5 protein-coding genes and 1 pseudogene are annotated in these 13,061 nt (G+C 38.9%); 3 read left to right on the top strand and 3 right to left on the bottom strand.

Going from position 1 to position 13,061, the window contains the following annotated elements; translation table 11 throughout:
* The first annotated feature begins 321 nt into the window (after window positions 1-321).
* Window positions 322-492: a hypothetical protein gene (locus tag FD724_RS30330; protein ID WP_179071159.1), complete on the top strand. Its 171-nt coding sequence runs from the start codon at window positions 322-324 to the stop codon at window positions 490-492.
* Here the strand turns inward: FD724_RS30330 and FD724_RS40430 are convergent.
* A pseudogene (locus FD724_RS40430) lies at window positions 473-1,593 on the bottom strand (ISAzo13 family transposase). The gene FD724_RS30330 and the pseudogene FD724_RS40430 sit on opposite strands and share 20 nt — an antisense overlap.
* A 73-nt stretch (window positions 1,594-1,666) precedes the next feature.
* Here FD724_RS40430 and FD724_RS30320 point away from each other — a divergent pair.
* On the top strand, window positions 1,667-1,909 hold the full coding sequence (locus tag FD724_RS30320) for a hypothetical protein (RefSeq protein WP_179075176.1): 243 nt from the start codon (window positions 1,667-1,669) through the stop codon (window positions 1,907-1,909).
* Between the two features lie 190 nt (window positions 1,910-2,099).
* Here the strand turns inward: FD724_RS30320 and FD724_RS30315 are convergent, their stop codons facing one another.
* Window positions 2,100-7,778: an alpha-2-macroglobulin gene (locus FD724_RS30315; protein ID WP_179075678.1), complete on the bottom strand. Its 5,679-nt coding sequence runs from the start codon at window positions 7,776-7,778 to the stop codon at window positions 2,100-2,102.
* A 536-nt stretch (window positions 7,779-8,314) separates the two neighbouring features.
* Here FD724_RS30315 and pbpC point away from each other — a divergent pair.
* Entirely contained in the window at window positions 8,315-10,723 is a 2,409-nt protein-coding gene (gene pbpC / locus FD724_RS30310) for a penicillin-binding protein 1C (RefSeq protein ID WP_179075175.1), read from the top strand.
* A 356-nt stretch (window positions 10,724-11,079) separates the two neighbouring features.
* Here the strand turns inward: pbpC and FD724_RS30305 are convergent, their stop codons facing one another.
* Complete coding sequence (locus FD724_RS30305) at window positions 11,080-12,684, bottom strand: sensor histidine kinase (RefSeq protein WP_179075174.1); 1,605 nt, start codon at window positions 12,682-12,684, stop codon at window positions 11,080-11,082.
* Window positions 12,685-13,061 lie beyond the last annotated feature (377 nt).

The raw sequence follows: 13,061 nt of genomic DNA, 5'->3' as shown, positions 1-13,061 counted from the left end.
ATTTAGTTTACGCCTATATTATTTCATGAGCAACTTCAACCCTAGAAGCGGCTTGCTGTAGGCTAATCCAGAGGACATAGAAAGCTTAGAGCCAATCAATCTTGCAACATTATTACCAGAAACTGGTATAGTCTAAGCTTAATGTGCATGATTCAAAAGTCTTACTATCATCACAGCTAATAAATAGCTAGTTGCTGTATAATTTATTTTGTGTTCCCTTTTAGACTCACTCATCGTTCACAATAATTGCGGCAATTTCTTCATTGAAGCGATCTTTGTTGTGATTATCGTTGCTAAAAGTCACTTATTGGGGGTGAAGTAATGGACGAGTCTAATATTAACGACAAAAACAAATTTCTTTACCTTCGTAGTCGCTATTATGGTCAAGTTAAGCCAGAGAATTTAGTATTTAATGCCAACCTTCAAGAATTTGCTCACAAAGTTAGGGATTTGCAAGAAAATAAGATACCAATTAAACGGGGAAAATTGTGATATCCCATTTAGGTAGAGTTTCGGAAGGTTGCCAGAAGGTTTGGTAGTGTTCTAACTCTTGTGAGAGAACCTTGATTCCTTTTTCATAGGTTGCTTCAACACGGTGAACAATGGGTGCAATCCCTTTCCAAGTCATATTGGAAGCCCACTTGATGGCAACTTCAATCGAATCCAGAATTGCGCCATTCCAATAGTTCTCTAGGGCTGCCCAACACCTCTCTATGGGATTGTACTTGCTATGGTACGGAGGATAGTAAATCAGTCGGATTCTTAAATTAATTGCTTGAGACAGTTCAACCATACGTTTGATAAACTGTGTGCGGTTACTGCGAGTTGCTGCACCACCATCAAGGTCAATCACCCATTCATCATAATCTTGGTAATCCTGTTGATTCTCATACCACCAAGCAGTTAAACAATCGACAATAAAATCACTGGTTTCAGCCGACTGACCTAAGTAAATCGTAAGCTTTTCACTGTGTGTGTTGAGAATGCCAAAAGGAACTAAGACTGCCTCCCACTGTGTATCGTGGTCATCCGCAGCTTTTGCTTCCAGTGTCCGAGCTTTACCACCTCTGGAAAGATTGCCAATCTTCACCTTGGCTTTAGTATCGATAGAGACTCGCAACGATTTGGGATTCTCATCCGATGCCTGATTTTCCTGAAACACATTGTCGAAAATGGCATCTGTTTGCGGAATCTTTTTCAAGGGCTTTGTTTTTTGTGTTTTTTTAGGCGATACCCCAAGCTATTAAGAATCTTCCCCAGAGTTTGACGAGACGGCAATTGACTGTGGTCATAACCTATTTCACTGATTAATGCTTCTCGTACCGCTCTGGCACTGATACGAGCATATAGAAAGGTCGATTGAAATTTTGGATCTGCTTGGGCTTGAGCATCTACCAAAGAACAAATATCTGCTTCTAAATTGGGCAGAATCTCAACACTATTATGTCGTCCCCTTGCATGATAGTTATCCACACAGACTATCCCTGTCCGCCGTTCATGCAAGCCAAGTTGTACACAGGAGCGATTCCATCCTAAAACTGTTTCTGCAATGCGTGCTGAACTATCGAAGTAATCTTCAGTAACTTTTGCCATGAAGTCTCTTTTACAGCTGCCAGTTAGTTTCTTGGCTGCATCTTTGAAGGTAGATTTTATGGTGTCGGTAAGCATGAACCCTGTGATTCCAATTCTAGAAATTCAGAGCAAACGCGGGCAGATCCGCGCCTCCTATTCTTCTAGAATGACTGGTATTTTATTTTCTTGCAAGCCCCTTAGCTATATTACCAGTCTAGAAACATCTGGAAAGCTTGAACCAGAAGATGCTTACAAACAAATTAAAGCACTTTGGAAACAGTTGAAGCACAGTAAAAAAGCATTGTTCATTGGTGAGGAACCACCAGAGAAATCCTGAAATTACTCATAAAGGTAATACCAGATGCTGCTTGTTATGTGGTGAACTTTCCATTATTCTAACAGCGCAGCATCTACTGTATAACAGGTTGCCAATATACACCTGGTTTTAGGTGGTTGGTGTGGGCGATCGCATGATCGCTCCTTTCAAATTTTCATGCTTCAATTACAATGTAATGATTAAAAATCATTCATTTTCCATCCTCCAATATCAATGTAGACTCAGCAGTACGCCCAAATTCTTCTGGTGCATATTGCAGGTGAACTTCTGCACCAGGCCAGGAAAATGTACCAGGGGTGACAGAACGGACTAAGTAATGCAGGCTATAAACTCCTGGTTCCAGGTGGTCAGCATAGGCGATAATGCGATCGCGGTACACATTCTTAAACCCAAGTTCCCAGCTATCGGCTTTTGCTTGTAATGCAGCCGTAGTAGTTTGGAAACTTGCATCCACCGCCTCAAAACCTGCTGGTAAAGGATCTTTAATTACTATATGATCCACGCTGCGATCGGCGATGATTTCTAAACCAATATCAAACACCTGTCCAGAAGCTAAAGTCAAGGGTTTATCGAAAGCGTAAATCCCCGTTTTTTGTAAAACTTTCTCTTCATTTACTTGACTAATTCCTCGCGTTATGCGTAACCCGTTAAATCTGCCTGGTTGATTTCCCTGCAAGCGATAATTATAAGCAACCAGATAGTGTAAAGTGCCATTACCTGTTTTTTGCAGCGTTAAATCATTACGACCACGAGGTAATAGATTCATCGGCACAATTAGTTGTAAGCTAGGATTTTTGTAGCCATCAAAGCGATTTTCTCCTAACTTATTACTTGCTAATTGCACAGTGGCAACAAAATTCGGCGGTGTGGGTTGCAGTTGACTATAATCTACCAAAGCTGTTAATGCTTGGGCATTGTTATAGTTAGTTTGCCATGTACCATCCCGGCGCAATGCGAGAAGACTTTGGAATAACTTATCTATAACTTCGGGTTTACTTTTCTTGGCAATAAATAAGCGTAAAGCTTGCGCTTGCGTCGTCGTAGATGAACTCATCCATCCCCAACTGCTGGGTAAACTCACAACTGCTGTGCGGCCAGTTTCAGAGATATTCTGTTGCAGCTTGTTTACTAATTGTTGAGATTCATCTTGCCATTCTGGGAATTGAGATAAATATCGCGCTAGTTTAATTTGAGTTACTAAATCAAAATTATTGCGCTGTTCATAAATATCTGCGAGAAAAGTATTGCGTTTATCTCCTAAATCTGATAAGGCGATTAAAGCATTAATTTGCAGTTGCCTTTTACAGAGTAGTTGTTTGCAAAAATCGTATTCTCCAGGATTCGCTAGAACTTTTTGCAGATAAGTTTTGAGGCGAGACAGCATTCCAGAATCGACTAAATTAGGAAACACCTGACTGGCTTTAGCCAAAGATTCACCCGCATAAGCAGAAACCCAAGGGTCAGATTTTTCTTGTCCGGGGAAAGCAGCAAAACCACCATCGGCTATTTGGAGTTTTTGTAATTGTTCGATTGCTAAATTAGCTTGTTGGCTAGGATTAAATTCTGCGAAAGTTTGGCCATATTTTTGGGCGATAGTTTGCAAATTAGCCGCAATTATTAATTGACTTGCAGCAGGTTCTGTAAACGGCAAATCATTATCCTTTAAAACCTGCTTTGCTGGTGCTTGAATCTCCGGTATTAAAGTACTCGCCAACTGAATATCTAAACCTCCCGCATCAGGGAAGGTATTTTTATCAACATTCAGAGGAATTTTCACCTCTTTTTCGGTGACACCAGTTTCAACGACTTGTTCTGTAATTTCAACTGGCTTAATTTCTAAAGGAACTTCAAAAGCATCTGCAGCTGTACCATTTAGCTGAGTGGTAAAGCGAACCTTACCAACTCCGACGCTATCCGCCACCATTGGAAAGCGATAAGCATGAGTTGCAGATTCAGCTTTGGTTTGCAATGCAGTCGTTGTGGGGTTTTTGTCAGCAAACTTCACCGTACCGCTAAGTTCGCCATTAATTGAGAGATTTCCTGTATTCCCGGTGTTGTTGGTGACAGATAAACCAGCGAGAATGCGATCGCCTGGACGGGCAAACTGTGGCAAGATGGCATTAGTTAACAGTGGCTTGGTTGTGATAAACGTCGCGTCCCCATTGCCAAAACGCAGATTTCCATCAGTGGCTACAGCCATCACCCGCCATGTAGTTAAGTCATCCGGGAGTTTAAAAGTTATCTGTGCATTACCATTTGCATCGGCGAGAACAGAAGCGTTGTAGTAAGCTAAGGCTTTAAAATCGGTGCGAGTGCGAGTATTCGCTGCACCAGTAGAGAAACCACCGCCATAACCCCAACCTTTTGGTTTAGCTACATCTTGCGGTTGTAATATAACATCCGCGCGATTATCGTTAAAGCGGGTAGATATTGTCTGTTCTGCATAAACTGTATCCACCAAATTTGGCGGACGATAACCAGAAAGTTGTAACACCGCTTCATTTACCACCATGACTGTAAACTGTCCTTTGGTGGGATTTCCTTGATTATCCTTCAGTTCCAGTTGTACTGTTTCTTCTGCACCAGGTTCTAATGATGCTTGCACTGGCTTAACTTGCAGTTTTAAATACTTATCTTCTAAGTTAACTTTAAAAGGTGCAAAACCAATCTTCACCAAGTTATCTAAAGTTCCTACTTCTACTTGGCTGATGGGTTTACCTTGTCTTACTAATACAGCTTCAATGGCAGCATTGGGCAGCATTTCTGGTGTAACTTTAAACTGAATTTGTGGTGCGCTTCCTTGAACCTTGGTAATTTGTTGATAAAGGGGTTTGTCTTTAATCACCGCAAAGTACAATTCTGCATCTGGATAGGGAGATTGAATTAGTACAGTAGCAGTTTCACCAGGTTTAAACTCTTGTTTATCTAATTTAAGTTCTAAGACATCTTTTTCTTTCGAACCCCAAAATACAGGATTTTCTCCAGTTGCCCAAATTTGTAAATCTGTGGCACTTAATTCGGATTTTGCATCGCTAAAATTAACTCTAATCCGGTATGAACCAGATTCCGGTGCTGTCAAATTTACCGATTGGGGATTACTAGCAGATGTAATTTCTGCTTGTCCGACAGTTTTATATTCAACTTGATTTTTTGCCGTTCGGCTACCTTCAACTAATTGAGTGACACTGCTGTATTTAATCTCTTGTAGTTCCAGGCGTACTCGTTGACCTGTTATCGGTTTTCCTGTAGGGTCGGTAACAACCACATCAATAGGAAAAGCCTTACCAGCATCAGTAATAAAATTACTTTTTAACCCAATTAGACGATTACTCGGTAAGGCTGTAAAAGTTTTGGAATTCGCTACAGACAGATTAGAAACATCTGCAACTTGCACATCTACTTGGTAAGTCATGGGATATGGCAAATCTTTAGCCACACTCACCGTTTGACTACTTTTACCATTAGCATCTAGTTGGGTATTATTTTGCAACACATCACTAGAGACACTAGGAGATTCTTCTGGCCATAACCACTGCCGACCAAAAGTAAATTCGTCCCAACCTTTGGGTATAAAATTAGTCTGTTGACGAGTAATAAAATATTTTGCTTCTCCACCTTCTACAGGCGCACCAAATAAATAATTACTGGTAGCATTAATATCAACTTTATCGTCAATATAAGCAAATTCTTTATCTAAGTTCAGTTCGACTTTAAAATTTGGTGGCTTAAACTCAGCCACTCGAAATTCACCAGAAAGTTCTTGTCCATTTTTACCCTTCGCTTGGATTGTATGGTAGCCTAAGCGCTGAGTAGTTTTGATTGGCAATTCCAGAGAAAATGTACCAAATTCATTTGTAGTTTGTGTACCTAAGCTGGTCTTTTGTCCATCAGGATTTACTAAAGTCAATTGGTAAATGGCATTTTTATCTTGTTGAATTGTGCCATTTTGCAAGAAGCCAGCAAAACCAGTAAACCAAGCTTTTTCGCCTGCTTGATATAACTGCCTATCTGAGAAAATTACCCCGCGTGATTCTGGCTTACTATCTTGCCAACCTGCATCAATACCGTAGCCATAAACGCCGCTATACTCTTCCGTTCTAGCGAATGCCCAATCTTGGTTTTCACGGGCAATTACTAATAATTGTGGTGATTTGCTAGAACTTTCATTGCCAGAATAACATGGCTGTAATCCTTCACGAACAATTCTAAAAATTCCATTTTCATCAGTTTTACCAGTTGCACAAGGTACTGGTTCTGGGCGAGATTTTGCTTGTAATTTTGATTGATAAATTTCCACAGCCGCCGCTTGAACTGGCGAACCATCTGTCAGATGATTGACGCGAATTAAGCCTGAATCAGGGAACCACTGAGTAAATACGCCCAAATTCGTCAATTCAACTAAGCCATAAGTGGTAGGTTCTCGCCACAGTTCCTTACCATTTTCCTGATATTTATTAGTGCGGGCTTGCACTCCATAAGCTAACATTCCTGTAGCTGCACTTATTTTTTCCCGCAGAGGAACAGCAATATCAACTGATTGATTCTTCTTACCCGATACCTTAAAGCTTTGCCAATCAGATGGTTGTGGTAATAAATCACTACTATTATTAAAATAAACTAAATCTGTCGGTTTAACTGCTCGATAAGCTGCTTTATATTTAGATTCTGGCAGATTTCCGGTAGTAATATTTAACTGTAAATTTTTATCTGTGGGGAAAATATTCAAATCTGATGGTACCCAGATATCCCCGGCTAAATCTCCAGTATCATATTTAAGTGTTACAGGTTTACCCAAAGTCTGCCCAAACTTATCTTTGAGATTTTCGCTGATAGTAATTGTATAAGTTTTAGCTGGTTCTAGCGCATAAGGATTGATGCCGACAATTTTATCTTCATCATTTATTTGGATGATTCTCGAAATGTCTTTTGGTGCTGGATTAATAGTAATACTTTCTTTAGCTGAATCGGCCAATAAGACATTATTAAATTCTAGCTGGGGACTGCCTTTAATAAATCGTCCGAATGTTCCACCTGAATCTGGCTGTCCGTAAAAGTTAATTTTCTGAAATGCTAAAGGTGAATAAGTGACTAACTTACTGGCAAATTCTTTCTCTGTAGGGAGATTGCCATAAGCAGGACGTATTCCGGGAGAAAAGACTAGGCGATAAGGGGTTGCCTTTTCGAGATTTTGCTGTGGAATAAGATTATAAATCCAATTGCGGGCTGAAGGGTCAAATTTTTCTAAAGGATCTTCTTCATTTTTTACTGGTTTTTCTTCTTTATTTAATTCGACTTTGAAGCCTACACCCTTATTTTTCCCTTCGGGAATTAACTGTAATTTTTCTTGTACAGAAGCTAAATTTAATTCTACGTTGGAAGTAAACTGTAGCTTTGGTTGTAAATCAATGGGTTCAATATCAGCCTTCTCAATGGGATTGACACCGGGTAAATTAGTCAGGTTGATAGATTCAGTATTAAAAGTCCAAGGTAAATCTTTATCTAGGCGATGATTTTTTAAATCAGCTAAACCTGCTTTGAGAGTGACTTGAAATCTTGTCGCTATTGGCAATGCTTTCTCAGCTTGAAAACCTACCATACGCGGTGTTAAAAAGCGAAATTGACCGGGTAAAGGCGGCCAAAGGGCAAATTTTTCTAATATTTTCTGTTGTTCTTGACTATCAAGACTTTCAACTGGAATTAAAGCTTCTTTAAAACGGATGCGAATTTGGTTGAGAGGTTTTGCATTGCCAATAGGACTAATTTGTTCAATCCAGTCTGGTAATTTTGGTGGTGTAAGTGGGGATACTGCTGGGAGTTGTTCTTTACTTGAGTTGATACCAAAAAAATTACACCCTGTCATCGCTAGCATGAATGTAAAGAGAAGAAGAAACTGTATCCTTCTCTTCTGGCGTGAGGAATGGCTAATTTTTTTTAACGTAGACGCTTCTCTACGAGACGCTACGCGAACGGCTTGCCGCAGGCTACCGCCAAGTACGCCAAGGACGCTAAGGAAGAAATAGACAATTTTATAGTGCAAACGGAGTAAAAATCTGATAATCATATTTTTTAGTAATTTAAAATAAAAAATTCACAAGTTATAGCTAACAAAACTTTGCATATCTTCTTGAGTTGGCAATGCCAAGACAAATAAAGGATGCTATATGACTATTTTTTACCTAGAGTTTGGATTTAACTATGTTTATTTACATAGATAACTAATTCTGTGTGATTGTTCCGAAAAATCACTACAATTCTTAACTATGAATCAGTATTTAACTTCTGCAAATATTAATTTACATCTGCTAAGTGATTTCAAATAAATTATTAAGGATTTGACATATTTACTGATATAGATGTAATCGCTGCGTCAAAATTAAGGTAGGTTTTCTTGACAGGGATTCCCTGATGAAACTAATTTTACGATCGCTACTCCAAATTAAGCACAGTAGCAAATTTATCCTAGCTGTGCTGGTAATCTGCCTGATTATACGCTTATTACCCTATTTTGCGCCCGTTCGAGCCGCAGATATTGCCCAAAATCAACTGGCAATGCAATTTAGCGATCGCAATGGTTTACCATTAGGAACATTGCTCACCCGTGACCAAGAACATACATCAGTTGTACCGCTAAATCAAGTTTCGCCCCAGTTTATCCATGCTATTTTAGCCGCCGAGGATGGCAGCTTTTACCATCACGGCGCGTTGGATATGAAAGCTGTTATCCGCGCCAGCAAAGAAGCCATCCACGCGAAACGAATTGTTTCCGGCGCTTCCACTATTACTATGCAACTGTCGCGGATGTTAGATCCCGTCCCCCGCAGCTTTTCTGGTAAACTGCAAGAGATTTGGCTATCTTGGCGGTTAACAGCAGGGATGAATAAAGATGAAATTCTCTCTGCATATATTAATCGGCTACCAATGGGCGGGAATATATATGGTGTAGAAGCAGCCGCACAGACTTATTTTTCCATCCCAGCGAGTGAGTTAAATCTTGCTCAAGCCAGTTTGTTGGCCGCTATCCCCAATAATCCCACATACTTTAACCCTTATGAACATTGGGAACGGTTAAAGCAGCGACAAAAATACGTCCTTAATCGTATGGTAGAGGAAAAATATATTAGTGGTGCGATGGCTGCGCCAACGTCTTCGACGAACACAGACCGAACACAAACCGAAAAAGTTGTGTTTCAATCTCGCCCACGGGGAATTATCGCCGCACCACACTTTTTATTTTGGTTAGCCAATCAAATCTCTCCAACTCCCCTTGAAAAGCAGGGCTTAATCCCCCCCTTATTAAGGGGGGTTAGGGCGGATCAATCCGTTATTCGCACAACTATAAATCGGCCTTTACAGCAGTTTGTCGAAGCACAGGTGCAGCAGGTGATTTCTTCTCTCGCCGCTAATAATGTTCATGATGCAGCTGCGTTGGTGATTGACAACCACACTGGTGAAGTTTTGGCTTATGTCGGTTCACCTGATTACTTTAATCAAGCAAAACTAGGACGCAATGATGGAGTGCAAGCGCTACGTCAACCTGGTTCTACCCTCAAGCCTTTTGTCTATGAATTAGCTTTAGAAAAAGGTTTAATTCGCCCAAATACCATTTTGGCAGATGTCCCCGCCCGTTATGCAATTCCCGGCGCGAGACTTTATAGCCCAACCGACTACACCGAACGCTTTCTTGGCCCTGTGCGGGTGCGAATCGCTTTAGCAAATTCGTTAAATGTACCCGCAGTCAGGGTTTTAGAAAAAGTAGGTGTGCAAACTTTTTTAGAACGATTGCATCAACTTGGGTTTGAAAATCTCAATCAAACCCCAGAACATTACGGTTTAGGGTTAACTCTCGGTAGCGGCGAAGTCAGTTTATGGGAATTAGCTAGAGCTTACGTTACTATGGCACGACTTGGAGAGTCTATCCCTTTAGTAAGCACATTTTCCGATTCTCCAATCCAAAATCAAAGTTGCGCTGAAAGCGCACCAAATATGCGATGTAACATCCAAAATTCAACTACGATATGGCAATTAATTACTAATATCCTCAGTGATAATCATGCTCGTGCAACAGCATTTGGTGTAAACTCTGTGTTAAATTTACCCTTTCCTGTTGCTGTTAAAACTGGCACTTCTTCCAATTTTCGTGATACTTGGACAGTTGGCTTCACTACTGATTACACCGTCGCTACTTGGGTAGGCAATTTCAACGGGGAACCGATGCGACAAGTTTCAGGTGTGACAGGCGCTGCACCTTTGTGGAATCGGATTATGCTACACCTGCACGAACATCAAGAACCAGCAGCTTTTCCGCCTCCAGAAGGTTTAGTGCAATTACCTATTTGTGCAATTTCGGGATTACGACCAACACCAGATTGTACTTCAGTGGTGCAAGAATATTTCTATCCAGAAGATAAAATTGCCTACGAAAGTGACAAGCAATTTAACTTACCACCAGAGTATAACGAGTGGTTGGCAAAACAACAGCAATCGAGTCTTGTTTCTACCAATTTGAGAATTTTGTCCCCGCATCATGGCGATTTATTTTTAGTCTATCCAGGTGAAGAAACGAAGCAAAAACTCGAATTTAAGCTAGCGGGAAATAAATCTGCGTCTGTTGAATGGTGGCTAAATGGGGAAAAATTAGATACAAATTCAGCTAATTCTTTATTTTGGAATTTGCGCCCTGGAAAGTGGGATTTGGAAGCGAGAAGTGGTGAAATGACTGATAAGGTAAGTTTTAAGGTGGAATTAGCTAATATTAAACCTACCCGTCGAGGATTTTCTATCAGTAATTCTCAGGTAAAGGGAAATCGCCCATAATTAAAGAGTAAGCTAACGCGCCTACATATTGCAATATTTTCCGTGTAGACCGTCATTAGTCATTAGTCATTTGTCATTTGTCATTTGTCAAAAGTGTTTACCAAGGACAAAGGACAACCTCACCAGTTGATGTGCAATCTTATTTGCGTAACAGCTTAATGCCTTACCTTGCTAGAAGGCATTGATTAAAAAAGGCAGGAATTACCTGCCTAGTTCCGTTAAACAGTTTAATGAGTGAATTATTGCAGAGCATATTGACAAAACCATTGCGAGATTATGTCAAAGATATGACTATAAATTAATACGCTTGGGTTAGCCCTAAAAACCTAGAAAATCCCAAATGAGTTTATATTTCCTTACTGCATCTGCTTGATGGGAATCTCAATTACAAATTCTGTACCCTTCCCAGGTGCAGAAATGCAGCTGATTTTTCCCTTATGCTTCTCTACTATAATTTGGTAACTAATAGATAATCCTAAGCCAGTACCTTTACCTACAGGTTTAGTAGTAAAAAAAGGGTCAAACAATCTAGTCTTAACTTTCTCTGATATTCCTATCCCATTGTCTTTAATACTAATAATTACAAAATCTTCATCTTTAACTTTAGTATGGATAATAATAGAATTCAGATGTTTTGTAACATCTTTTTTTAAATAGTCTTCTTGCTGTTCATATAAAGCGTCAATAGCATTACTTAAGATATTCATAAATACCTGATTTAATCCTCCTGCATAACATTCAATAAGAGGCAAATCACCATAATTTTTAATTATTGCAATTTCTTGCTGCTTATGATTTTCTTTAAGGCGATGCTCTAAAATTACTAGCGTGCTATTAATTCCTTCATGAATATCAACAGGTTTCATTTCTGCTTCATCAAGACGCGAGAAGTTCCGCAAAGTTAGCACAATCTCACAAATGCGCTCAGTACCAATTTCCATTGAGGATAATATTTTTGGCAAATCATCAAGAATAAACTCTAAATCTATCTTGTTAATCAAACTAGTTATTTCTGGATTATAATTACAATTTTCTTGCTGATACAGGTTAATTAAAGTTAGTAATTGCTGACTATATTTTCTAATATGTATTAGATTTCCATAAATGAAATTAACTGGATTATTGATTTCATGAGCAACACCAGCAACTAACTGACCTAATGAGGACATTTTTTCGGTTTGAACAAGTTGTACTTGAGTGTATTGTAATTCTTGTAGTGTCTGTTCTAGTTGAATATTTTTGTGTTCTAATTTTGCCGTTCTCTCCGCCACTTGCATTTCCAAGCTACAATTTGTTTCTTCTAAGGCGGCTTGAGCAATTTTTTTATCTTTTAAATATTGCTGCAATAAATTCAATACTAAAAGCCATGCTGGAATCAGTAGTGCTAAACTTATAACAGATTCTAAAACTGCCCAAAATATTCTTTTATAATATTCATCAACCTTCTGCTGTAACTGAACTAATATATTACTATTTCTTTTGGCAACACCATCAGCATAAATGTGTTTCTGAGTTTCATATTCTCGGCTAGAAAGTAGTAGTTGTGCTGTCTCTTTTTGATTTTTGTTAACTAACTCAAAAGATTTATATTCCATTGTGACCAAAAGTTGATTAGCAACATCAATTTTTTGGGCATCCTCATTTTGATATGCTTTAGGAGCCAGTTTGATAGATTCTTTAATAGCAATATCGAGTTTAGGCTCAAATTGGCGATATCGTTTTTCCCAGATAGAGTTTCCTGTAGCAGCATTCATCCGAGCTGACATCGTTAATACTTCATCAAGATAAGTAATTTCATCACTTAGCGTTTGTAGTTTAAATTCATGTTTAATAATACTATTGAAGTTATAGTATACTTGCCAGTTAAGCCAAATTTGAGGAATAAACAAGAGTAATGTCAGCAGTACTGTTACAGTTACTAGTTGAGAAGAAACAAATCTCAGTTTGTAAGGCAGGCGCATTTTTATATTGTTTTTTTAGAGAGATTATAATTGTGTATTAACTAAAATTAACACTTCCCATAAGCCTTTTTTTCAGTATTAATACCGAATAAATAGTTGGAAAAACTTTTTCAGGCAGCATTAAGAGAGTATTAAAATAATGTATTAACAAAGTTTCAAAATCATTTTTTGGCTAATTAGGTAAACTAAATTCTCATAAGTTTGCTGTTGAAAAATATTTGATTATTAGAATTACTATTAGATTTTTGAACATAATTAGGTATTGTAGAGTGTGTTTGAAGGAAGTTTGTAACGCATCATTATCGAGGCTTGCGTGTGCTACACAATTGTTAATACAGCCTACGTATCTTTTCATAAATCAAACCGAATTTCTATAT

It is taken from the genome of Nostoc sp. C057, assembly GCF_013393925.1.
Lineage (GTDB): Bacteria > Cyanobacteriota > Cyanobacteriia > Cyanobacteriales > Nostocaceae > Nostoc > Nostoc muscorum_A.
The sequence above is the reverse complement of the archived record's forward strand: the minus strand, read 5'-3'. Positions and strand labels throughout refer to the sequence as shown.

Bases quoted from the DNA above. Each gene is read 5' to 3' on its own strand.
- FD724_RS30315 (WP_179075678.1), bottom strand. From the start codon at position 7,778: ATGCTAGCGATGACAGGGTGTAATTTTTTTGGTATCAACTCAAGTAAA.
- pbpC (WP_179075175.1), top strand. From the start codon at position 8,315: ATGAAACTAATTTTACGATCGCTACTCCAAATTAAGCACAGTAGCAAA.
- FD724_RS30330 (WP_179071159.1), top strand. From the start codon at position 322: ATGGACGAGTCTAATATTAACGACAAAAACAAATTTCTTTACCTTCGT.
- FD724_RS30320 (WP_179075176.1), top strand. From the start codon at position 1,667: ATGAACCCTGTGATTCCAATTCTAGAAATTCAGAGCAAACGCGGGCAG.
- FD724_RS30305 (WP_179075174.1), bottom strand. From the start codon at position 12,684: ATGCGCCTGCCTTACAAACTGAGATTTGTTTCTTCTCAACTAGTAACT.